This is a genomic window from Desulfovibrio sp., from assembly GCF_034006445.1.
In the GTDB taxonomy this organism is placed as follows: domain Bacteria; phylum Desulfobacterota; class Desulfovibrionia; order Desulfovibrionales; family Desulfovibrionaceae; genus Desulfovibrio.
In genome coordinates this window covers 340196-363954 of sequence record NZ_JAVESS010000003.1, presented here as the reverse complement: position 1 = coordinate 363954, position 23759 = coordinate 340196, and the positions used below count along the sequence as shown (strand labels likewise).

Here is a 23759-nt window from a genome sequence, read left to right as displayed (position 1 = left end):
ACTGTTTTCCGCCGGTTTCTATAATCGCGTACATGATATCAACCTCCAAAAAGAGAAAGGCATATTTGCCCCATTGCACGGCAAATGTCAAGCGCCTTCCGCAATTTTTCGGCAAGGACGCGCCGCCTCCGCCAAAAGACGGGGCATGCAGCCGCACGGCGCTTGTACATCAAGCCGCCGCCGGGCACAAGCAAAAATCGCGCTCGTGCCACAAACCGCACGATTCTGGTTCGCATCGGCAATTTTTCAGGATAGTTTTTCTTGGCATGAGGCCTTCACACTGCTATATTTCTCTGCAATGAACGACAATATTCTCACCCTTCAGATAGAAAATTTGACCCACGACGGACGAGGGCTCGCGCGCGCCCACTGCCAGCACGCCCTGACGACCAATGAGCAAAAAGCTCACGCAGGGCGCTCACGCAACCAGGGCACCGTGATTTTTGTCACAGGCGGCCTGCCAGGCCAGACTGTGCGCGCCCGCGTTACCAGACGTAAATCCAGCTTCATTGAAGCAGAAGCTGTCGAGGTTGTGCAGCCCGCGCGCCATGCCGTGCCCGCCATCTGTCCGCATGACGGACAGTGCGGCGGGTGCCCGCTGCAAACCATGCCCTATGAGACCCAGCTCCACTGGAAGCGCCGCATTGCCCTTGACGCCATGATACGCATCGGCGGCATGGATGCGGATCAGATGGAAAGCCTGCTTGCCGAAGTTCAGCCCTCTCCTGCCATGCGGCGCTACCGCAACAAGGTGGAGCTGGCCTTTGCCGGCGGCGGTGATGAACCGCTGACCATCGGCATGCGCCGCCGCAGCGGGCGCGGCGTCATTCCCGTGCCGCATTGTGCCCTCATGTCTGTGGAAGCGCGCGGCATGGTGGACATGATGACCGAACTTGCCGCCCAAACGGGCTTGCCCGCGCACACGCCCAAGGACGAGGCCCGGTACCGCCTGAGCGGCCAGGGCACGGACGAAACGCACGACAGCCAGCTCAGTTATGACGGCCAGGCAGGACACGCCCAGCGAGTGGTCGCCAAACCCAAGCGGACACGCATGGGCTGGCGCTCATCCTCCCTTGCGGCAATGCACGCCGCCGAAAGCCGCAAGCGCGGCAGCGGTTTCTGGCGCTTTCTGGTTTTGCGCCGGGCGCTGGACGCCGATCTGCGCGGCCCCCGCTGGTGGGCTTTGTGCATCACAAGCCCCGGCGACCCAACGCAGCAGGCCATGGTGCGCTCCATCGGGCAAAAGCTTTTGAAGGCCTTTCCCCTTTTGTCGGGCTTTGTGCATGAAGAGCGCGCCAGCGAAGACGCGCTTGTGCTGGGCCAGAAGCGCGTTGCCGTGCTTGGCAATACCGGCGAGGCCGACCCGACCGCCGCGCGCCTTTGGCTGCCCCTTGCCGGTGAACATTTCTGCCTTGACGCGGCCTCGTTTTTTCAGGTCAACACAGCGGCGTCGCAAGTCCTGGCCACTATGGCCGTGGACATGTTCGAGCGCCACGTGCAACAGGACAAGCCCTCCCTGCTCGACCTCTACTGCGGGGTCGGCGCCCCCGGACTTCTGCTGGGCAAGCGGTGCGGCCGCCTGCTCGGGCTGGAACAGGACGCCAGGGCCGTGGCATTGGCACGCGCCAATGCCAAACGCATGGGCCTTGACCATTGCGTCTATGAGACGGGCGACGCCGGTCTTCACCTGGACAAGCTCGCACCCCTGCAGGAAAACTACTGGAGCCAGACTGAACACTGGGACGCGGTGCTGGTGGACCCGCCACGCGCCGGCCTTGCGCCACGCGCGCTCAACGCGCTTTTGCGGCTCAATGCGCACACCATCCTCTATATATCATGCAACCCGGCGACCCTGGCCAGAGACGCGGCCCGATTGCGCGGCGCATACAGGCTGGCGGAAATGCGCGCGGTGGATCTTTTTCCCCATACGCCGCATATCGAATGCCTGACCCTGTGGCAAAGCCTGTAAATGCGCATGACCCGCATCTTTCCGCGCCGAAGCCATTGACGCGACCCGAAGCCTGTGATAATTTACACAGCGTTGGGGCTCTTGACACTACTACCCTTAACGCGCGAATACTATGCGGATATTGCGGTCTGACACAAAGGACGCAGGCAGCGCGGAGGTAGCATGTCATTCAAGGACTTTCTGAAGCAGCAGCAAAGCGGCCTTGAAGCCATGGCGAATACCGGGGTTATCGGCCTGCATCTGGTCAGCGGCCCGGCGGTTGGCTTCGCCATAGGCTACGGCATAGACTACTGGCTGCATACGAGCCCCTGGGGCAAACTGATTTTTCTGTTTATTGGCATTGCCGCCGGTTTTCTGAATGTTTACCGCGACACCCAGGCATTGCTGCGAAAGATCGCAAGGCAGGACGCAGAGCGCAAAGGCCTTGCACAGCCGCCTGACGGCGCAAGCGCCCCATCGGGGCAGGGCAAGGCGGAGAGCCGTGACCGACAGGAAGAGCATGATACACAGCCTTGACGCATGGCTCTGGCGGCGCGGCATTGATCACCCCGCCGTGCGCGTGATGCTGCGCAACGAGTTTTTGCTCACCGCCTTTGTTCTTCTTGCGGGGGCACTATTGTTCACGGTAACGCCCTGGGTGCTCTGGTTCGGTGTGGGACTGGCCATCATGGCCTGGACATTTTGGGGCCTGGCGCGCTTTTTTCTGCGCCGGGGGCTGGGTGACTACAGCACGGCTTTTTTGCGCATCGTTCTGGTGCGCTGGCTTGGCAGGCTTATTGTGGTGGGGGGCATTCTTTATATTTCCCTCATTGAGTGCCATGCCCCGGTATTTGCCCTTGTAGGGGGCATGGTGACGGGCGGGTTTTTCGCCCTTGCAAGCTTTGCCCTTGCAGCGCGCGCCATCAGGCGCAGCGCGCGATAACGGGGGCGCAGCACCGTAGGGTGTAGCGCGCACAGGGGCGAACGCCCACCGGTTGCGCGGCACGAAAATTTCAGGGGAACGGCCTTAGGGCTTTACATCAACGCAGCGTCGCAAAGGCGCGCATCGACCAGGAGGCAGGGCTCATGGCAGGTGGTTTGCCGCATCCGGTATTGCTCTCCACATTTATGGGCATGGACGAAATCGCCATCGGTGGACAGATGGTGGAGTTCAAGCATGTGTTCTACTCCTGGGTCTGTATGGCCCTTCTGTTTACTGTGGCCTTGATCATGCGTAGACGCCTGACCCTCGTGCCGGGCGGCTTGCAGAACTTTTTCGAGGCACTGGTAGACACGGTTGAAAACTTCATCATCGCGACCATGGGTGAACACGGGCGCAAGTTCGTGCCGCTGCTGGCGGGCATTTTCATCTACATTTTCGGCATGAACCTCATGGGTCTGGTGCCCGGTTTCGACGCACCCACGGCCAACCTCAACACCACGGTCTGCATGGCGCTTTTTGTGCTCGTGTTCTACAACGCCGTGGGTCTCATCCGCTGGAAAACGCACTACATCCACCACTTCACCGGGCCTTCCAAGTTTCTTATTCCGCTGATGTTCCCGCTGGAAGTGGTGTCGCACCTTTCGCGTCCGGTTTCTCTCTCCCTCCGTCTTTTCGGCAACATCAGGGGTGAAGAAATCGTTATGGTGTTGTTCTTCGTCATGGCGCCCATTCTGGGCACCCTGCCCATCTACGCGCTTTTCCTTCTGGGCAAGACCATGCAGGCCTTCGTGTTCTTCATGTTGACCATGTTCTACATCAAGGGCGCTCTGGAAGCACCCGAACACTAGCCTTGCACAGGGCGGCCTGCCGCCCTCCCCGCCGGGTCATCCGCGGGCGTCCTTCGCCGGACGTAAAACAGGCGCTGCATAGTGGGGAATGGTCGTTTACGACCCAACAATACAACAGTGCAAGGAGTGTCTCATGCGTAAACTTCTGATGATCGCCCTGAACACCGTGGCTCTGCTGGGTATGGCCAGCATGGCTTTCGCCGCCAACCAGCTCGACGCCTCGGCCCTTGGCTACACCTGCCTGGCCGCCGCTCTTGGCATCGGCATCGCTGCCTTCGGTTGCGGCATCGGCATGGGCCTTGGCCTGAAGGGCGCCTGCGAAGGCGTTGCCCGCAACCCTGACGTAAGCGGCAAGATCACCGGTACCATGATTTTGGCCTTTGCCTTTATCGAATCTCTGGCCATTTACGCTCTGGTTATCAGCTTCATCCTGCTGTACGCCAACCCCTACGCGTAGGGCTGGATCAGCTTTGCAAAAAAAGGAGGCTCCGGCCTCCTTTTTTTTTGCCTTCTGCCCACGACCTTGCAGCAGTTTGAAAGACGCGTCATGCACCCTACCGCAAAACGCGGATATCCTGGCTGGCGGCACGAAGATTCGACCCGCCTGAAAGCTGATGGGGTGTTTTTCACAACGAAAAAAATTTTTTACTATTTCGCAGGACGCAAAAAATCGTTCGCAGAATAAAAATTCCCCTGCCTGTCATGAAAGCGTCGGCGCGGGGTCTGCATTTTCCGGGATTACATAGATTTTTTTGCAGGATACGAGGTATCTTGGGCCTTGGGGCTTAACCTTTGTCACCTTTTATAGTAGCATTTCATTCACAAAAATTCTTTTTGTAACATGCACCCCTGCGATCTTTTTACGGCCTGGGGATATGCCAAAAAGAGCACTGGGGAGCATCCATAACGTACTTTGATTAATGACAAAATATATAGAGCAATACCAGGCCGCCCACTGGCCATCTTTTAACTATCTCCCTGGCAGGCAGAGCCGTCAATAGTTGTGTACTCAACTTAATAACGGTAGGTTGTTGCGAGGATTGCCACAGCATAGAATTATGTATATTTTATATGCTGTTGGAAGTAACAATACGATATAAGGCCCGGCTTGCACATTTACAGTTTTTTGATAGACACTTTCTTTCACGAGATGACATCTTCCCGTTGACAAGCTCGCGGCTTTCCAGAAGGTAAACTATGGCTAACCAACCGAAAAGCAAACACATCCCTCGCGCAACCATTCAACGCCTGGCAACATACGTGCAGGTGCTTGAAAACTTTTCCCGCGATAATGTGGAGGTCATTTCCTCCAATCCCCTGGCCGAGGCATGCGGCGTCAATGGCTCCCAGGTGCGTAAGGACCTGGCCTATTTTGGCGAATTCGGCATCCGCGGCGTGGGCTATCACGTAAAATCCCTCATTGCCGCCATCACTTCCTCCCTCGGTGTTGACCGCGAGTGGCGCATGGCCCTCATCGGCGTCGGCAACCTGGGTAAAGCCATTCTCAACCATAGTGAATTTCGCGCCCGCGGTTTCAATATCGTGGGCATATTCGATTGTGATCCCTTCAAAATCGGCGAAATTGTCCACGGTCTTGAGGTGCACTGCACCCGCGACCTCAAGGATATGGTCTCTGACCTCAATATTGAAATCGGCATCATCACCACTCCCCCGGAAAGGGCGCAAAGAGCCGCGCAACACCTCATGGATGCGGGCATAACCTCCATTCTCAACTTTGCCCCGGCCCGCATCAAGGTTCCCGAACGCATCAACGTGGAGTACGTGGACTTTTTCCACCATCTTTACGCCCTGGCGTTCAACCACCCCATGACTCGCTAGGACGTCAGCCTTGGCGCTGCCGCAAAACCGTACATCATGGCCAGGACGTTGTTACGACGCCCTGGCTTTTTTGACGCGCCTTGTTCCGCCCCGGCCCGACTGCTCAGGCCGCGACCTTGGCCCCAGCCTGCCCTGTTACGGCCCGGCTGGCCTGTGCCTTGGCCTTGCCGTCACGGTGCCCTGCTGGCTTTTTTTTCTGTTGCTGACGCGCCGCGCCCCGGCGGAACCCCTGCTGTGCGCGGCGCTGGCCGCCTGGCTCTGGATGGCCCTTGAGGTATGGAGCACACGCGGGCTGCACTGGGACGGGCTCGCCGACCTTGGCGACGCAAGCGGCAGCGGGGCACAGGGCGAACGGTTCTGGGCCATCCTGCGTGACAGCCGCCTGGGAGCGTTCGGCGCTCTGCATCTTTTGCTGGCCTTTGGCGGCATGTGGCTCACTGTGTGCTGGCACATCCAGGCCGGGCAATGGGTATGGCTCGTGGCGGCTCCTGCCTGGGGCAGGGCCTGCGTGATCTGGCTGGCGGCCCTTGCGCCACCCCGCGAACCGGATTCATTGGGAGGCCTCACCTGCGCGGGCGCGAGCCACGCACTGGCCAGGTGGTACGCCCTGGCAGCCCTGCTGGCACTCTGCGGGCTGGCCCTGCTTGGCCACCAGGCATGGTGGCGCGTGCCCGTCACCGCGCTTGGACAGTTTTTTATTCTGCGCCAGATTGCGGCGCTGGCACGCAGCAGGGGCGGCATTTCCGGCGATTTTCTGGGCGCGGGCATCCAGTGGGGGCAGTTGTGGTTTCTGGCAAGTACAGTGTAGAGTAGGGACAGTTTATTTGCCTGGGCAACCAAGGAGGAACCCATGAATTTCAAAGAGTTGGCGGTAAAAGCCAGAACCTGCCGCCGTTTTTATGAAGACCAGCCCCTGACCATGGCAGACCTGGAGTGGCTCGTGGACTGCGCCCGTCTGGCCCCTTCGGCCAAAAATGCGCAGGAACTGCGCTTCAGCCTGGTAGGACATGGCGAAACCTTAGACAAGCTGTTTCCCCTGACCCGCTGGGCAGGAGCCCTCAAGGACTGGGGCGGCCCCCATCCCGGCGAGCGCCCCACGGGCTTTATCGCCATCCTCATGCCCCAGGGCGGTGGGGAACTGACGTTTTATGATGTGGGCATAGCCGCCCAGACCATCCAGCTTGCCGCCAGCAGCCGCGATTGGGGCTGCTGCATCATCAAGTCCTTTGATCACCAGGCTGTTCCCGAACTTTTGCAGGTTCCCGCCGATCTCAAGGTGGCTCTTGTTCTTGGTTTGGGCGTGGCCAAGGAAAAGCGCGTGGTCGCCCCCATGCCCGCTGACGGCGCATGCGGCTACTGGCGCGATGCCGAGGGCCTGCATCATGTGCCCAAACGGACGCTTGAAGACCTGATCGCTTCCCGTTTTTAGAGCATGTATTCTTTTTTAGTGAAGCACTGATCAAAGAGCCTCTGGAAACGCGCTGGTATTTTGAAGGTGCTCTGCGCTGGACGCCTCGGCTACATCCAGCGCAGAACAAAAATGCACGAGGGCTGCCCCACTACTGGCAGCCCTCGTTTATTGTACGCCTTGCATCTGGCAGTATTATCCGTTCATTAACGTCCGGACCCTGACACTAGCAGCCGGTGCGTGCATGCCACGAAATGCAGCACTATGGCGCTTGGTTGACACAGCACACTACAAGACACACGCCACGACGTACAAATTCAAACCTCTATTTATGCTGGTTGAACGCTTGCAATCCTGAGCGCCGGGGGCCTCTACCCCGGCGCTCAGGACCCATTCCCATAAAGGCAAAGAATGCTGGATTGTCCTTTGCCGCCTTCCTTTGCATTGTACAGGGCCCTGTCTGCGGTCATGTAAAAATCGCCATAGGTGTGACGCCCGCTCGGGCTGTAGGCCACACCCGCGCATACTTTTACGCGCACGCCGCCAACAAGGGGTTCCTCAAGTTTAAGGGTGATCCTTTCATAGATTTTTGCGATCCGCTCCAGAGGCAAATTACGCGCAAATGCGGCAAACTCATCGCCGCCAAGGCGAAACACCACGTCATCCCTGCGAAAAACCTGGCGCAGCACTCCGGCAAAAGCCCTGAGCACGGCGTCACCTGAGGAATGACCCAACGTGTCGTTGATGCTTTTGAAATCGTCAAGATCAAAGATGAACATGGCGGCGCTGCTTTGCCTGCCCTCTTCCAGTTCTCCCAGCTTGAGGGTGATAAGGCTCTCGCCTGCGGCCCGGTTGTAAATACCGCAAAGTGCGTCTTTTTCCGCCCGGTTACGCAGATCGGCGCGTTCTTTTACACGGTCATGCGCATCCTTGAGAAAGCCTATTATGCACATGTCCCGTGACTGCGGATCGGCATAGCCCACCAGGGTCAGACTGTGCCACGTGTATGGCGCATTAAGCCGAACCCGTGCGCGCACTTCGCAGGTACAGTCCATGAGGCCGTTACGCACAAGATTGACCATTTCGCCGATCTTGTCCTCTTGTCCTGGCGCGAAAATCCCCTGCTGCAACAGGGCTTCCGACACGCAGCGTCCCTTGAACAGGTTGCCGCATCTCGTCATGCTTTCATCCAGGTTTGCCATGGCCTGCGTGGCAGGATCCATCTGAAAAACCACGTCCACTGCGCTGTGTAAAAGCGCCTCAAACTTCTGCCGGTTTTTTTCGCGCTCGTTTTCCACCTGCACGTTCTCGGTCACATCCTGAAAAAGGCAGGTGCAATACCCGAACTGCGGTTGGTGGCAGGTCACCATAAGGTGCCTGTCGAGAGCGGGCCAAAAATCTGTAATATGCTGTACCCGGCCATGGCAGGAGGTTTCCCATAATGCATACAGCCACTTTTTATCCAAATTTATCCGCGATTTGATAAGCGAAAAACCGATGAACCTTTCGCGGCAGGTGCCGAAAAGCGAAAAAAGGGCCTGGTTGCCATAGACGGCCACAAGGTCGCTGGGGCGGCCCATCATATCAAGGTCAACGCGCACCACAGCAATGGCCTGCGGCAGGCCCTGCAAAAAATCAAGATGGAAGTTATTTGCCAGACCCTTGTCAGAGGAGACCAGGGTGACTCGTCCGTCGGTTTGACGTCCGGGGGTCTTCACTACGAAGTTCCGGGCGCATGATGAAACCTGTTCCATATGATCCCCGCGGGGTTGGAGGGGATAGTTTGTGGGGGACTTTTGCGCTTTGCGCTGCACAGCCAACAACACTCTAAAGAATCTATATACAATTTCAGATATAGAAAAACCTGACAATCCTGTCAATTCGTTTTAGTAAATTTTTTTAAAAAATTTCATTTATTTTTTAAGCATGTTACGCAAAACACTGTACATTCCGTTAAATACACACAAGAAATCCATATTTGCCATAGCATGTTCGAATGGCTGGCCTCTGCCTTTCGGCATGGGTAAACTGAAAAAAACTCGGCACTGTCATGCTGTTCTCAAACCAGGCAGAATGCCTTTGAAAAAATGTACATACTCTGTTGGTGCGCGCGCTGAAAAAGGCAGCCGGCGGCCTGCTGGAAGCCCTGTTTTTCAGGTGCGCGCTGAAGACAGGCGCGCCGATGCGCAGCGCTCTGTCCGGCCTGCGTCGTTCCTGCAGCTTTTTGCGTGCCGCCCCATTGCGGCCCTGGCCCCGCGCGGAGCGCGACCTGACACACCACAACTCTGGCACGGCACACGTTGCAGCATATGTCTGAACACGCAAAAACCTCCCGAATAGCCATTTCAGATGCTGTACCTGGCATGTATACCGTCAATCCCGGGGTCTCATGGCTTGAATATCCCATGCTCTATATGCAGGAAGGTTTTCTCACGACGCAAAGCGTCATTTCCGACATTGCCAGGCAGGGCTATACCGAAATCTGCCATGATCCAAGCCGGTTCCGGCAATATCATGACCTTAACGCCGGGCTTTCCACTGCCAATATCCCATGGCCGGGCCTGAGCGTTTCGGCCACTTCACTGGGGGACGAAATCCCCAGGGCTCGATCGGTATATGCCGATGCGTTCGAGCACATACGAGAGCTGATGTCAGATACCCAGGGCAAACCCGTGGACATGACGGCCGCGCGGCCCTGCGTCGAAGCTGTCATCCGGAGCCTCAACCGCAACCGGGACGCGCTCATCGCCCTGACAAAGCTCAAAAAAAACGACAAGGACGCGCACACGCACTCTGTCAACGTAGCCATAATAGCCATAGCCTATGCCCAGTATCTCGGGCTGCCGCAAGACAAGCTGCCCCTTGTGGGGCTGGCCGGGCTTTTTCATGATTACGGAAAAATATTCATTCCCCAGGTAGTGCTGAACGCCCCGCGCAAACTCACCCCCGCGGAGCGAACAATCATGCAGGCCCATGTGGAGCTTGGCCACGCCCATCTCGCCAGGGAGCAGGACGCAAATCACGAAATACTGCAAGGCGTGCTGCAACATCACGAGAAGTACAATGGCACAGGGTACCCCAACCGCCTGAAAGGCAACACCATAAGCATCTATGGCCTCATCCTTTCGCTGAGCGACCATTATGACGCCCTTTCATCCCAGCGGGTGTACAAAGATCCCATGCCTGCCAATGTGGCCCTGGCAGTCATGTACAAAATGCGCAACCAGGTATGGGCGCCAGGCTATGTGGAGCGCTTCATCAAGATGCTGGGAATCTACCCGACCGGAACGCCCGTACAGCTGTCAAACGGCGAGCGCGGCGTAGTTTGCCACACAAGCCCGGACTTTCCGGCCCTGCCCACGGTTATAGTCGCTCTGGACCCTGACGGAAGATCCGTTCGGCCCAGGCTGCGGGATCTGAGTGAAGAATCGGAGCTTGAGATTGAACGGTCGCTTGCCGGTGCAGACGCTGAACAGATGGACATAGGCTTGCTGCTGTCGCAAACATGACTGTACGTTCCCGCAATGCCCGCGCCCCGGCATGCGCCATGCCCCGGCATGGCAGGGGCATGGCAGGGGCCCTGGCAGGGGCATGACAGGAGCATGACATGAAATCCCTGGGATCAGACACACCAACGCGCGCCACGGCATCCTGACGCTTGCGCATTGTGACGACCGGCCTGCCCCAATACGCCCCACGGGCACACCTACTCCCGGTCTGGCGCCCCCCCCAATGACGGATACCTGCTGGCTATTCACAGCAAATGACGCTAGCCTTGGCGCATGACAGCCCACCGGGAGGATGGCGTGCGAAAATTTTGTGTCAGCCTTTTTGCCGTCATGATGGCGGCGATCCTGCACACTCCGGCCCTGGCCGACCCGCAGGACAGCCTCCGCAAGCTGGCTGCGGGCGTATGGGCTTTTCAGGCCCAGAACAAAGAGGGCCTGCCGCCCTGCCCGCTGACGGAAGACGAGGCCAAAGAGCTCACGGCCTGGCTTGATGCGGAATACCGCAAGCAGGGGCAGGAACTGGGGCAGGAACAGGCCGCCATGATGGCGGGCGCGCTGGCAGGCTACGCCGCTGCCACAAAAGGCCCCCAAAAAGTGGGCAAAAACAGAACGAACGCAAGCTCTGTGCCTGAATTTGATATTTCCGCCTACTGCAAAAGCGTTGCCATGGGCAGCCCTCTTATCGAATCCAGCTGCTTTGATGCGGAGCGCGAAGCCAGAACGGCCATTGCAGCCATGACGGATCTGCCGGAAAACATTCTGCGCCACTGTACGGATGTGGCGCAGACAGGCCGGGGAAGCTATACGGTCATGCAGAGTTGCATCAACAAAGAAATGAATGCCAAAAAGCAGACGGGCCCATAGCCCGCTGCGGGAGGTTTTGATATGAAAAAATTTGCATGGCTCTTTATCGTCCTGCTGCTGACTGGGTGCGGCAATAATCTTGAAAAACTTGACGGCAAGTGGCGGGGCGACCCTGCGGGCACTGTGGCGCTGGCAAGCCCCGAAGTCCGTAAGGATTTTGCCGATATCCCCCTTGTGTCCAAGATGCTTGAGGGTCTGGTGCAAAACCTTCGTGTGGACGTTGACGCCAGAAACAAGACCATTGCCTTTGCGCTTGGCGGCGTTGCCTATACGGGCGGATTTACCGTAGTGGCCGACAAGGGCGACACCATCACCCTCAAAAACGACAACGGCAATACCCTCAACTTTGTCCTCAAGGATCCCAACACCGTCATCCTTAAAAATGACGGCAAGACTGACGGCAAGTTCGATCAACTGGTATTCAAGCGCGTGGAATAGCACGCGCCACAGCACTGGCTGCCCCTGGGAGCTTTTGCCGCAAAGGCAACTGCCTTTAGGGCATTTTCACTTTGAAAAAGTGTAACTGCTCTAACGCTGCACGAAAGTACAGCGCCCCACAACAATGCGATTTTCGGCTGAATGAAAACTTTGAAATGTGAAGCATTTCAAAGGTAATCTGCTCTAGAACCGTTGAGAACGCCCGTTCTCAACGGTTCTCTGTTTCAGGGCAATCCGGCTTTGAAAATACTCAGGGACGCGTGAGGAGGCCCTTGTCCTTGAGTACCACGCGCAGATAAACCGCGCTGCGTTGCGCCGAAGCGCCGAGGCGCAGACGACAGAAAAGCCCCACAGACGGCCCAGACGTCGAGAATGCCGCAGACGGCCCAGACGTCGCGAATGCCGCAGACAGCCCAGACGTCGTAAATACCGCAAACAGCAGAAACCCGGCAGGCGAATACGCACTACCGCCCTGCGCCGGCGTTTCGTTGTGCGCGCTGGTGCGCCCGACAGTCTGGAACCATAATAAAACCAGACCCCGCCCGGGGTGTGTCCGGGCGGGGTCGCAAGGAAGCTCACTGGGTTGAGCATGGGCGTCAGGCGGGCATTCTGGGTAGCGCCCGCCTGACGCGAGGGGGTTGTCACAGGAGGAGGGTGTGGACAATCCAATCTGCGGTCAGCCCCTGCCTGGAGGGCTGGCCTGCTTTACCTTTAGCGGGAGCAACAAGCTATTGGCAAAAGCCGTGCCAGCCGTGGAAAATTCGTTTAACACGCTGCTTTTTCTATATAATTTATAGAAAAGCCCTCAGGGCTTCATCCTGATGGTGCGACAATTTTACTCATAATTTTGTGCCATATGAGTAAAAATTACGCACCGCCTCTTGCACGCCACGGGCCAGCCGCCCGCCCCCCGCTTTAAACCTAAAAATTTTTTGCAACATACTAAGAAACAATAAAAATTTTAGGGGGTGGGGGCGTGGGGGAGGAGACCCTTTTTTAAAAGGGTCCCTCCCCCACAATGTATTTCAGCGTATTGAGCCTTACGGCTAACCCAAAACCGGAACGCGCATCAGCAGCGAAACCGCAACAGGAACCAGGGCTGCGGTAAAAATACCCGCAAGTATGAGCGCCAGCCCGCCCATGGCCCCCGCTTCTTCCCCTTCCTGCAGGGCCGCCGCCGTGCCCTGAGCATGGGACACCGTGCCGAGGGCCAGCCCTCTGGCAAAGGGATCGGCCACGCGCGCCAGATTCAAAGTCCACCCGCCGATAAGGGAACCAAGCGTGCCCGTGGCCACCACAAAGGCCGCCGTCAGCGACGGTATGCCGCCGTACATGCCCGCCACCTCAATGGCAAAAGGAATGGACGAGCTCTTGGGAAGAATGGATATGACCACTTCCTGCGGCAGTCCGCCGACCTTTGCCAGCAAACCCGCCGAAAACATGGCCACAAAGGTTCCCGCGCACACGCTGCCCATGATGGCAAGCGCGTAGCGCAAGAGCACGTGGCGGTAACGGTACAGGGGCAGGGCCAGCGCAACCGTGGCCGGGCCGATGAACGCTGTCATGATTTTTGCCGAGGGTTCGTAAACAGCGTAGGGAATATCAAAAACCACCAGCACAGTTATCACGGCGGCGGCTCCAAGAGCCACGATATTCAGCAGGGGATGCTTGTAACGCAGGTACAGCGTGCGCACCGCCATATAGGCCAGCAAGGTGCCAAGTATGCACAGCACCGTGCTTATGCTTGCGTAGGATTGCATGTCGCGCCCTCCCTCTTGCTTGCCCTGCGGCGCAATGCCCTGCCCAGCAGCCCCACGGTCAGCAAGGGCAAAATGGCGCTGATGACAATGGCGATCAACAATATCCAGCCATATTCATAAAAAACGCCGCCCCACTGCATGAGACCCACGGCCACGGGCACAAAGAAAAACACCATGTGCTTGAGCAAAAAATTGGCCGCCGTGCTGATCTGTTGCTCCTTGATGACGCCTGTGAGCAAAAGAAAAAAAAGCACCACAATGCCAAAAACATTGCCCGGCACCGGCAGGCCCACGGTGCGCACCAGCCAGTCCGAACCCCAGAACAGGCCCGCCAGGATGGCCATCTGCCATAAAAACTTCCACGTCTCTTTCATGTCCGCCTACCGTCAAGGTTGAACGCAGCGCTGAAAACCGCGCCGCTTGCCATTGCAAGCAGAGTATATAATGGGTACATTCATTACAAATGAATAAAAATAACAATAACCATCAAAATTGGTGAACATATGGAACTGGCAGACCTGCGAACCCTTGTCAGCGTTATGGAAGCGGGCAGCATCACCGCCGCGGCCAAGGAGCTGAACCGTGTGCCCTCGGGCGTGACCACGCGCATTCTCCAGCTGGAGGAAGAGCTGGGGGTGCAGCTTTTTTTGCGGGAAAAAAAGCGCCTCTACCCCACGGACAAGGCGCACACCCTCTACGGCTACGCCCGCAAGATACTGGCCATGATGGATGAGGCGGAAGACCGCGTCAGGGGCATGGTCCCCGGCGGCAAATTCCGTATCGGCGCGCTGGAAAGCGCGGCGGCTGTACGCCTGCCTGAAGTGCTGGCGCGGCTGCACGCGGGCTACCCGCAAATCGCGCTGGAACTGGTCATCGGCACCAGCCGCTCGCTGTATGAAGACATGCTGGAAAACAGGCTGGACGCGGCCTTTGTGGTGGACATGCCCGAGGACGACAGGCTGGAGCGCATGGACGCCTTTGCCGAGGAACTGGTGGTCATCGCGCCCGAAGGCCACTCCCCCATTTGCTGCCCCGACGACATCGGCCGCAAGACAGTGCTGGCCTTTCAGGGCGGCTGCGCCTACCGCAACCGCCTGGTCAACTGGTTTCGGGCCTTTGGCCGCGAGCCGGAACGCATAGCGGAACTGGCCTCCTACCACGCCATTGTGGGCGGCGTCATTGCCGGCATGGGCGTGGGCGCTGTGCCGGAATCAGTGCTGCACCTCTGCCGGACCGAGGGCATTCTTTCCGTGCATCCGCTCAAACACCCCCTGTGCACGGCCACCACGGAACTGGTCTGGCGCAGGGGCATGCTTTCCGCCAATATGACGGCCCTGCGGCAGAGCCTGCACAGGCAGGATGCCTGAAGGTAGAGAACTGGTGTGTTGCAATGCTTTGTGGGGGGGGAGGGAAATGCTTTGTGGGGGAGGTGAGATGCTTTGTGGGGGAGGGACCCTTTTGCAAAAGGGTCTCCTCCCCCACACCCCCACCCCCTAAAACTTTTATATTGTTTGGCATGGATGAAAGGGTGCACTGATCCGAGGCTGGGGTTCCAGTAACGGCGTTTTTAAGGCCGCATACCATCGCAAAATGTATCGGCTTCCGCCTCTCCGGTGGCGGCACGACGCACACGCGGCAGACGCACGTACAAAGGCGGGACGCTCTGTCAGCAACAGAGCGCCCCGCCTTTGGTAAAGCTGGATAAGCCTGAGCCTTGCCTAGCCGCGCAAGCCCTCGGCCATGGCTTCACGCACGGCCCTTACGCTGGCGGCGATATCCGGCGCGCCCACCAGTTCGGACACAAGGCAGCAGCAACGCGCGCCGTGGCGCGCCACATCGCCGATATTGTGGGTCTTGATGCCCCCAATGGCCACAAAGGACAGATCGATGTTGGCGGCAACCCAGTCCAGATAGTCAAAGCCCACGGGGGCCACCACGTCTTCCTTGGTCTGCGTGGCGAAAATGGGCCCCACTCCCAGATAATCTGCCCCAAGGCCCCTGGCAGCCAGCGCCTGCTCCGGCTCATGCGTGGAAAGGCCGATGATCACGTCCGGCCCCACCAGACTGCGCACTTCGGGCACAGGCAGATCCTCCTGCCCCACGTGCACGCCGTCAGCCTTGACCAGCATGGCTATGTCGATGTGGTCATTGACGATAAAGCAGGCTCCGGCCTCCTTGGTCAGGCGGCGCAACAGGCGGCATTCTTCAAGCATTTCACCGCCCTTGAAGCACTTTTCGCGGTACTGCAAAATGCGCACGCCTGCCCCCAACAGGGCTGAGGCCACTTCTTCAAGCGGGCGGCCAAGGGAAAGACGCGAATCCGTGATGGCGTATATATCCGTTTCACCGGGAAGTATTCTGGGCATGTTCGGCTCACTTATTTTTTAACGGCTGCGATGATGCGGCGTAGACAACTCTGCACAAAACGTGCGGGATGAAAGGACGTGTGGGAAAGTTCCCTAGGCAGCTCAAAACCGCGCGCGTCAAAATTTTCGGGCCGCAACAGGGGAAAGGTCACTTCCGTGCCAGACGCGGCGCTGCCCTGCGCCTTGCGGCGCACCAGGGCGGCCCCAAGAGGCACGGCCTCGGGCGCAAGCCCGAAAACCGCGTACAGGGCTTCGTCCAGGGCCACGGCCGAGGCGCTGGCCCCCATCAAATGCAGCACAAAAGGCTTGCCCCCGGACGGCCCGGTGACGTGCATGGCCACGCCGCCGTCAGCCAGAGCCGCCACTGGCGGCAAAACGGCCCACAGGGCGGCCAGGCAGTCCGCAAAATATGCAGGGTCGCGCCCCTCGCGGGCATGGGCCACAGCCTTGTGCAGCCCGCTCACGCAGCCAAAACAGTTCTTGACCGCAAAGGTGAGCAGCATCTGGCTATGCGCCTTGACGCGCGGCAGGGAAAGAATGAAATCACACTCATGCACGGCGCGCGCCACATGAAAGCGCGTCCCCCCCTTGCCGGTATGCGCTGACCGGGATCCTTGCGGTAGTGGCAGCGTTACGGGCACGGGTCTGTCAAGTTCGCGCACGTCAAGGCCCAGAGGGCGCAGGGCGCTCTCAAGCCCGATGGCGCGCGCCACCGACCTCGCACGGCCAAACCCCGGCGAATCCGCCACGGCCATCTGCGCACCGTGGTCGCGCAACCAGCGGCAGGCGGCGGCCACCACCCCCGGCGAGGTACACGCCAGCGACTTGCCCATGAGCAGGTTGGGCTTCACAAGCACCTTGGTTCCCACCTTGAGGGAGCAGGATTGCGCAATGCGGGCGGCGTCCAGCACTTCCCCCACCAGTTGATCAAGGGAGCGGCGGTCGTAACCTTCGCAACGGGCAAGAGCCACGGGCACGGCATGGGCTGAAACTGACGGTTTTTCCATTGGCAGAATATGCCGCTGTGCGGTCGCCTTGTCCAGCCCCGAACGCGCCAGAATTCCTGCGCACAGTCCTGCAAGGCCGCTGCGTCTCCCAAGTTTGCCACATGGATGTGCCTGCATGTCTGTTTTCGGGCATGCCGCACTCCCGCGCGGGCGCGCGGGCCTTTCGCGCGTTCAACGGCAATACGGTCACGTCATACGCGCCACGTTATGCACAGGCACGTCATCACGGACACGTCATCGGCGTCATTGCGGCGTGCACAGGGGGGCAGGCGCATGACGCACCGGGCCGCCGGACTTCTGCCGCCCTTGCGCTCTTTTCAAAGTCCGGATCTTGGCGTATGCATTCAGAACGGTGTAATGGCAATGATGTTACGCCGTTTTCCTGCAGCCCACGGGAGAAATCCCCCTTCGGGCAGTGATGAAAAATCCGGCATATCCTCTTGAGGTCGTTCATGCACTCCATATCCCGTTTTCTTGCTTTTTTTCTGCTGATCCTGTGCTGTTTCATGACGGAACAGCGGGCACTGGCCGCCGACGCGGCCGCGCCGCAAGAACCGGCCACCACCACCGAAAAACCCAAACAGGACAATGCCGCCCCCGCAGGCGTCAGCCCTGCCCGTAGCGCCGACACGACGCCCGCGCCCGCCGCGCGGCCGGAACCCCCGGTTGCCGTGCCCGTAAGCCCCGAAGGCGCGGCCCCGGCCGCCTCTTCTTCGTCTGTCGTGCCCCCGGCCGCCTCTGCTTCGTCTGCCACGGCCCCGGCCGCCTCTGCTTCGTCTGTCACGCCCCCGGCCGAATCCGGCGCGGCAACCTCCGCGTCACAATCGGAAAAAGCGGAAAAGCCGGAGAAAAAAGAGCCCTCCAAGCCCAAGGTCGAAAAAAAGCCCGCGCCCAAGCCCAAGACCGATAAAAAAGAAGCCGCCGCGCCCAAGACCGACAAGGGTGAAGCCCGCCCTGCCGGAACCGACAAAAAAGAGGCGCAGGGCGACGAGCAGGCAGCCGAGCCGGAAGAGGAAAAAGGCGGCGTGCTGCACGACCCCTGGGCCATGGTCTGGAGCAACCAGCACAACATGCTTGACGAGGTCAACGCCAAGGCTCTGGCCATGAGCGACTCCTTTGGCGACCGCGCCTTCAACGTGAGCGAAAAGGTGCAGCCCTTTATTGAAGAGGCGCGCCGTCTGCTTGTGTTGAGCAATACCTATAAAAACTGGCCCAACGCCATGGAGGCCGTCAGCCGCCGTCTGACGGTGACCATCACGGAAGTGAACAAGATCCTCGCGCCCCTGATGGCCGCGCGCGGGGAGTCGCAGGCCCTGCTTGAGCGCATCAGCTATCTTGCCGACAGCCTGCCCGAAGACCTGCACGATGAGCGCCTGAGCCCTGAAATGCAGGAATACATCCGCTCGCTTGCCATGACCCGCCTGCGGCTTACAGCGGTGCTGGCCCAGTACGACACGGCCCTGGCCCCTTCGCTGTCCCTGCTCAACCGGCTGGAAAAAACCCGCGAAGAAATCGCCACCCAGCTTCCCGCCCTGTGGAAGGACTATTATCTGCAAAAGCCGGTTCCCTGGCTCAGCGCGTCGGCCTGGACGGATTTTTCCAAGCAGATGACCTATTCCTATCAGGGCATGATGCTGCGCATCCCCGTTGAGGTGCCCATCACGCTGGAAAGCTGGGGCACAGCCGTGCTGCGGTTTTTCGTCTGCCTGCTGTTCACGGGCGTCATTACCGTGATGTTCTCACGCCGCTGGCTCAACGAAAAATCCACCCCTGCGGTCAGACACATCTTTCATGTAACCCTGCCCTGGCTTTGTGTGGGCCTGGCCCTTCTTGGCAGTTCGCTGTCCGCGTCGGGCGAGTTTTTCAGGCTGTTTCTGGCATTCGGCAACCTGAGCCTCATTGTGGCCCAGATATATCTGGCCTGGGATCTGCGGCGGCTCAAATATCCCGAGGTGCAGCTCGAGCGCTCGCCCCTCTGGCATCTTATCCCGCTGACCCTGTGCGCCTACGTGCTTGTGTACCTGCCGCTGGTCAAGCCGCTGGTGGTTCTTATCTGGATGGCCCTGCTCATTGTGGACATTGTCCGCATGCGCCGCCGCAAGGAACAGGACCTCGGCCCCCTGCACGCGGAAACATCCGTGCTGGAAACAGAACCCGTGGTGCTGTGGATATGCCTCGTCATGAGCATCTTCGGCCTGCACCTGTACAGCATGGTGCTCTACCTCTGCTTTGTGTCCTGCTCCCTGGCGCTGCAGCTGTCTCTGGGCGGCATGAGCTTTGTGACCACCATTAGCGAAAAGCTGCCCCAGGAGGGCGTGCGCGCCGCTCTGGCCCACATGGCCGTGGCTCTGGCCGCTCCCGTGGTGCTGGTTGTGGCCTTTATGGGCGTCACCCTGTGGGTGGGCACCCTGCCCGGCGGCCTGCCCCTGCTGCAATACTACATCCTGCGGGGCGTCAATGTGGGGGCAACGCAGTTCAACATCCTGCATTTGCTCATGATCGTCAGCGCCTTCTACATCACGCGCACTGCCGTGAGCATGGGTTCGCGCTTTCTGGGCCGCCTGCCCAAGCAGGGCCTGCAAATAGACGCTACCCTCATTCCCCCCATTCAGACGGCGTTTTCCTACGCCCTCTGGTGCTTCTTCGGCCTTTTCGTGCTCAAGGCCCTTGGCATGGAACTGAGCAACCTCGCCATGGTGGCTGGTGGTCTTTCCGTGGGTATCGGTTTTGGCATGCAGACCATCGTCAACAACTTCCTTTCCGGCCTCATCCTGATTTTCAGCCGTACGCTGCAGGCTGGCGACGTGGTGGAAGTGGGCGGCACCCAGGGGCGGGTACGCAAGATCAGCGTGCGCGCCACCATGGTGGAAACCTTTGACAATGCCCTGATCATCGTGCCCAACTCGGAATTTGTGGCCAGCCGCCTCATCAACTGGACGCGCAACAGCCGCACCGTGCGCAAGGAGATCAAGATAGGCGTCGCCTACGGCAGCGACACTGCCGTAGTCATGCGCATCCTGCTGGGCACGGCCAACGCCAACAGCAATGTGCTCAAGTACCCCCCGCCAGCCGTGAACTTTGCGGACTTTGGCGCCAGCACCCTTGATTTCAGTTTGACCTTCTGGGTACGCGACTATGACGTGGGCTCTTCCACCGCGTCGGACATCCGCCTGGAAATAGAAAAAGAGTTCCGCAAACAGCGTATTGAAGTGGCCTTCCCGCAGCTGGATATCCACATCAAGGATATTGCGCCACGCCTGAAAAGCGCCCGCCCGGCATCGGAGCAACCGATAAGCAGGCGGCCCACCAGGCGTCCCCGGCGCAGGCCATCCGCCCCGGCGGGAGCGGACGGCGCAACGGCCAAGCCCGCACCGAGCAAGGCCGAGGATGACGAAGACGAATCATAGGCAAGGCAAAACGCGTCCGGCCCGGCCCGCCACCGGCAGGGGCCGTTATGCGTTACAGTTGCAGCCCCGCCAGGGCCGCAGCCAAACACAAGGCACAAGGAGAACATATGATCTATCGCGCTGATGCTCTGGACGGATTTGAAAAAGAAATGTTCGGCGGCCCCGGAACCACCAAGTTCACCAAGATCGTCAATGAAGAAGGCCTGGTCGGCAAGGGCCGCCTGTTCAACGTGGTGAACCTCAAGCCCGGCTGCGCCATCGGCAGTCACAAGCACAACGGCGAACTGGAAATCTACTATGTGCTCAAAGGCCAGGGAACCTATGACGACAACGGCACGTCCATGCAGGTCAAAGCCGGCGACGTCACTGTCTGTAACGACGGCGAAGTGCACGGCATACTCAACAGCGGCACTGAAGACCTGGAAATGATCGCCCTTATCCTGTTTACCAAGTAGCAGCGGGCAAACGAATGCCTCTGCCGGGTGCGCCTGCGGGGCGTATTCCGGGGCGAGGTTTTGGGGCGAGGTTTTGGTGAAATGCTTTGTGGGGGAGGGACCCTTTTAGACCAGATTACCTTTGAAATGCTTCACATTTCAAAGGTTTCATTCAGCCGAAAAATGTGATTTCCGGCTGAATCCACGCCACGTTGTGGCGCGCTGCACTCTCGTGCAGCGTTAGAGCATTTAACTTTTATCAAAGCTAAATGCTCTAAAAAAGGGTCTCCTCCCCCACGCCCCCACCCCCTAAAACTCTTGGTGTAATTTCGTGTATGCCAATGAATTTTCTGGTCTGGAGTGGGATTCCCGAGGCAGCGCCTTCAAGCACATTTTCTGTGCTCCTCTGCCTCAAGGCTTGAACGCAAACACTGGAGAAGCCGCCCGGCTTCTCCAGTGTTTTTTTTTGTTCTGCCCGCTTTTTGTTCTGCCCGTTTTTTGGGGCAATGTGTTTTTCCGCCGATAGCATTTTCTACAACACTATGCCGAGAGTCACCTGGATATTTCAACCTGGCGTGCCAGGCGGCTGCTCCGCAGAGAGCCGTTAGTTCCTTTCATTCGCAGACGGCTCCAGGTTGATCCATTTCATTCGCAAACTGCTCCAGACAGTGTCGTCGCGAGATGAATTTTCAGTTATACCCGTCAGATCATGGAGAACGAGCCTTTTGGAAACGCGCAGTTGTTTCGTTTGGCAAGGCGCGATCTTTTTTTGAAACAGGAGTGGACTCTTCCGTCCTCGACTGTTTCAAAAAAAGTGAAGCAACACCGCCAAACGGAATAAATCAGCGTTTCCCTAATATTGAATGTAGGCCACGTGGGTCTGTAGATACTCCATAAGTCCGTGCTTGCCGTCGGCGCCGCCAATGCCGGACTTGCGCCAGCCCGCGTGGAAGCCCTGCATGGCCTCGAAGTTTTCGCGGTTCACGTAGGTTTCGCCAAACTTCAGCTTGTTGACCGCCTCAAGGGCCTTGGAGATGTTGCTTGTGTAAATGGACGAAGTCAGGCCGTATTCGCAGTCATTGGCAAGCATGATGGCCTCATCCAGCTCGCGGAAGGTCAGCATGGGCAGCACGGGGCCAAACACTTCCTTGCGCACGATCTCCATGTCCTGACGGCAGTTGCGCAGCAGGGTCGGCGTGTAGAAATACCCGTTGCCCTGTGGCGCGCGTGCCCCGCCAGTGACCGTTTCCGCGCCGTCGGCCTGGGCGCGCTTTACCATGGCTTCGATCTTTTCAAGGTGTTCGGCGCTGATCTGGCTGCACATATCGGGCGCTGGATCGTCAAAGGGATTGCCCAGGCGCACGTTGTTAAAGGCCACGGCCAGTTTTTCCGCAAACTGATCGGCAATGCTCTCATGTACATACAGCCGCTCGGCGCAGTTGCACACCTGACCGCTGAAGATGGTGCGCGAAGCTGTGACAGCCCTGACGGCCAGATCCAGATCAGCGTCCTGGCACACAATGGCCGGAGCCTTGCCGCCCAGTTCCAGCGAAACCTTGGTAACATTTTCCACGCTGGCGGCGATAATGCGTTGCCCGGCCTCAACACTGCCGGTAAGCGAAACCATGTCCGCCTGCGGGCTGGACGCCAGGGCTTCGCCCATACTGCCGCCGCCGCCCGTGATGATGTTGAGCACGCCTGCGGGCAGATCCACCTCCTGGGCCACCAGCCTGGCAAATTCCATCGTTGTGGCCGGGGCCACGCTGCTGGGCTTGATGACGGCTGTGCAGCCCACCAGAAGGGATGGGGCAACCTTGCGGGCCATGACAAAGAAGGGGAAGTTCCAGGGGCAGATGCCCACAACCACGCCGATGGGCTGGCGGTACAGCAGGATGTTTTCGCGCGGGCGGTCACTCTGGATGATCTCCCCTTCATAGATGCGCGCCCAACCGGCGTAATAGTCAAAGTAGTCTGCCGTAAAATCCACCTCCACCTGCGCCAGCGGGTGGGTCTTGGCCTGCTCCTCAGCCAGGATGCGGCCCAGGTCCTGACGGTGTCTGCGAATGACGGCGGCAAATTTTTTCAGATATTCCGCCCGGGCCGCCGAGGTCAGGGCAGCCCAGCCGCTCTGCGCCCTGGTGGCGGCCTCCAGGGCGGCCATGGCGTCCTCGCGCCCGCCATTGGGAGTATGGGCCATTATTTTTCCGGTTGAGGGATTTTCCACTTCTATCATGGTGTCCGACAGACCGGGAACCAGTTTACCGTTGATGAACTGCAAATATGAACGCATGTTCGCTCCTTGGTTTGCACCAAGTTAGCCATAAAATAAAAACAAGGTAAAGTCGCCCGCAGACGCTACAGGCTGCGCCTTTGCGGGGCTCTTGCTCAAAACTTTTCAGAATGATTGTCATTTTCATTCTTCACAAAATATATATGCCAATATGTATATCCGTCATGTCCGGCTGAATCCTGCACTGCCGCATACTGGCAAAAACTCGCCAGCACCCTGCCTGAAGCGGCCCCCCTCTGAAACCCTGCGCCGTAACGATCGAGATGCCCCTTGCCGACACATATGCGCACCGCAATTGTGCCCCCTTGGACCCGCACCTTCACAACGCCCGTCTCATGTCTGCCTGCAACGCGACTGCTGCCCCACTGGCCACGCAGTTTGGATGCGCCCATCCCCGATGCACCTGCACAGCCAGCCCGCATGCGCCTGCATAGCCAGCCCGCGTGCACGCATTCACGGAAAACGCCTGCGCACACAGCTGCAGAGCGTTGGCCTGAGAGTGCCCACATGTGCGAGGGTCAGGTGGATGGCCAGGTGTTCGTGCCCGCATGTGCGAGGGCCAGGTGTGCGTGCCTACATGTTCGTGCCCGGCATACGTGCCCCGGAGTGCGTGCCCCGGTATACGTGCCCGGTGTGCGTTCCCACATGTGCGTGCCGAGGTACGATTTTTTTTCAGACAACCATCTGTTTTTAAAAAA

The 23759-nt window shown here is 58.8% G+C and carries 20 protein-coding genes; 14 read left to right on the top strand and 6 right to left on the bottom strand.

Annotated elements, in window-relative coordinates; all coding sequences use genetic code 11:
• Nucleotides 1-298 precede the first annotated feature (298 nt).
• From RBR41_RS06205 to RBR41_RS06170, 8 genes are all read left to right on the top strand, one after another.
• The gene (locus RBR41_RS06205; protein WP_320351713.1) at nt 299-1969 is read left to right on the top strand and encodes a class I SAM-dependent RNA methyltransferase; all 1671 of its coding nucleotides are present in this window, start codon (nt 299-301) and stop codon (nt 1967-1969) included.
• A 162-nt stretch (nt 1970-2131) separates the two neighbouring features.
• A complete protein-coding gene (locus tag RBR41_RS06200) occupies nt 2132-2485 on the top strand; it encodes an AtpZ/AtpI family protein (RefSeq protein ID WP_320351712.1) in 354 nt (117 codons plus the stop codon).
• Nucleotides 2469-2891 carry a hypothetical protein gene (locus RBR41_RS06195; RefSeq protein ID WP_320351711.1) on the top strand — a complete coding sequence of 141 codons (423 nt, stop codon included), beginning with the start codon at nt 2469-2471 and terminating at the stop codon, nt 2889-2891. Before RBR41_RS06200 ends, RBR41_RS06195 begins: the two co-directional genes overlap by 17 nt.
• A gap of 143 nt (nt 2892-3034) precedes the next feature.
• Nucleotides 3035-3739: a F0F1 ATP synthase subunit A gene (gene atpB, locus RBR41_RS06190; protein ID WP_320351710.1), complete on the top strand. Its 705-nt coding sequence runs from the start codon at nt 3035-3037 to the stop codon at nt 3737-3739.
• Nucleotides 3740-3872: 133 nt separating this feature from the next.
• The gene (gene atpE, locus RBR41_RS06185; RefSeq protein WP_179980215.1) at nt 3873-4196 is read left to right on the top strand and encodes an ATP synthase F0 subunit C; all 324 of its coding nucleotides are present in this window, start codon (nt 3873-3875) and stop codon (nt 4194-4196) included.
• Between the two features lie 740 nt (nt 4197-4936).
• Nucleotides 4937-5578, top strand: a complete 642-nt coding sequence (locus RBR41_RS06180) for a redox-sensing transcriptional repressor Rex (protein ID WP_179980216.1) — start codon at nt 4937-4939, stop codon at nt 5576-5578.
• 10 nt (nt 5579-5588) lie between these two features.
• Nucleotides 5589-6386: an adenosylcobinamide-GDP ribazoletransferase gene (locus RBR41_RS06175; protein WP_320351709.1), complete on the top strand. Its 798-nt coding sequence runs from the start codon at nt 5589-5591 to the stop codon at nt 6384-6386.
• Nucleotides 6387-6428: 42 nt separating this feature from the next.
• Nucleotides 6429-7007 (top strand): nitroreductase family protein, encoded by a 579-nt coding sequence (locus tag RBR41_RS06170; protein WP_320351708.1) that lies wholly within the window; start codon nt 6429-6431, stop codon nt 7005-7007.
• A gap of 362 nt (nt 7008-7369) precedes the next feature.
• Here the strand turns inward: RBR41_RS06170 and RBR41_RS06165 are convergent, their stop codons facing one another.
• On the bottom strand, nt 7370-8740 hold the full coding sequence (locus tag RBR41_RS06165; RefSeq protein ID WP_320351707.1) for a GGDEF domain-containing protein: 1371 nt from the start codon (nt 8738-8740) through the stop codon (nt 7370-7372).
• A gap of 555 nt (nt 8741-9295) precedes the next feature.
• On the opposite strand from RBR41_RS06165, the gene RBR41_RS06160 reads away from it, so the two are divergent.
• The 3 genes from RBR41_RS06160 to RBR41_RS06150 all read left to right on the top strand — a co-directional run bounded on the left by RBR41_RS06160 (nt 9296) and on the right by RBR41_RS06150 (nt 11797).
• The gene (locus RBR41_RS06160) at nt 9296-10495 is read left to right on the top strand and encodes an HD-GYP domain-containing protein (protein WP_320351706.1); all 1200 of its coding nucleotides are present in this window, start codon (nt 9296-9298) and stop codon (nt 10493-10495) included.
• A 297-nt stretch (nt 10496-10792) separates the two neighbouring features.
• Complete coding sequence (locus tag RBR41_RS06155) at nt 10793-11359, top strand: hypothetical protein (RefSeq protein ID WP_320351705.1); 567 nt, start codon at nt 10793-10795, stop codon at nt 11357-11359.
• Between the two features lie 21 nt (nt 11360-11380).
• A complete protein-coding gene (locus RBR41_RS06150; protein ID WP_320351704.1) occupies nt 11381-11797 on the top strand; it encodes a hypothetical protein in 417 nt (138 codons plus the stop codon).
• Between the two features lie 1046 nt (nt 11798-12843).
• On the opposite strand, the gene RBR41_RS06145 is transcribed toward RBR41_RS06150, so the two are convergent.
• Together RBR41_RS06145 and RBR41_RS06140 are read right to left on the bottom strand one after the other, a co-directional pair.
• The gene (locus RBR41_RS06145) at nt 12844-13557 is read right to left on the bottom strand and encodes an LrgB family protein (protein ID WP_320351703.1); all 714 of its coding nucleotides are present in this window, start codon (nt 13555-13557) and stop codon (nt 12844-12846) included.
• The gene (locus tag RBR41_RS06140) at nt 13536-13931 is read right to left on the bottom strand and encodes a CidA/LrgA family protein (protein ID WP_320351702.1); all 396 of its coding nucleotides are present in this window, start codon (nt 13929-13931) and stop codon (nt 13536-13538) included. Before RBR41_RS06140 ends, RBR41_RS06145 begins: the two co-directional genes overlap by 22 nt.
• 129 nt (nt 13932-14060) lie before the next feature.
• Here RBR41_RS06140 and RBR41_RS06135 point away from each other — a divergent pair, with 129 nt between their 5' ends.
• Nucleotides 14061-14924, top strand: a complete 864-nt coding sequence (locus RBR41_RS06135; RefSeq protein ID WP_320351701.1) for a LysR family transcriptional regulator — start codon at nt 14061-14063, stop codon at nt 14922-14924.
• 351 nt (nt 14925-15275) lie between these two features.
• Here the strand turns inward: RBR41_RS06135 and thiE are convergent, their stop codons facing one another.
• Nucleotides 15276-15923 (bottom strand): thiamine phosphate synthase, encoded by a 648-nt coding sequence (gene thiE / locus RBR41_RS06130; RefSeq protein ID WP_320351700.1) that lies wholly within the window; start codon nt 15921-15923, stop codon nt 15276-15278.
• Between the two features lie 11 nt (nt 15924-15934).
• A complete protein-coding gene (locus RBR41_RS06125; protein WP_320351699.1) occupies nt 15935-16930 on the bottom strand; it encodes a DUF362 domain-containing protein in 996 nt (331 codons plus the stop codon).
• A 452-nt stretch (nt 16931-17382) separates the two neighbouring features.
• Here RBR41_RS06125 and RBR41_RS06120 point away from each other — a divergent pair, with 452 nt between their 5' ends.
• Nucleotides 17383-20337 carry a mechanosensitive ion channel family protein gene (locus RBR41_RS06120; protein ID WP_320351698.1) on the top strand — a complete coding sequence of 985 codons (2955 nt, stop codon included), beginning with the start codon at nt 17383-17385 and terminating at the stop codon, nt 20335-20337.
• A gap of 107 nt (nt 20338-20444) precedes the next feature.
• Nucleotides 20445-20792, top strand: coding sequence for a cupin domain-containing protein (locus RBR41_RS06115; protein ID WP_320351697.1), 348 nt, complete (start codon nt 20445-20447; stop codon nt 20790-20792).
• Nucleotides 20793-21624: 832 nt separating this feature from the next.
• Here the strand turns inward: RBR41_RS06115 and aldA are convergent.
• The gene (aldA, locus tag RBR41_RS06110) at nt 21625-23061 is read right to left on the bottom strand and encodes an aldehyde dehydrogenase (protein ID WP_320351696.1); all 1437 of its coding nucleotides are present in this window, start codon (nt 23059-23061) and stop codon (nt 21625-21627) included.
• Nucleotides 23062-23759: the final 698 nt, after the last annotated feature.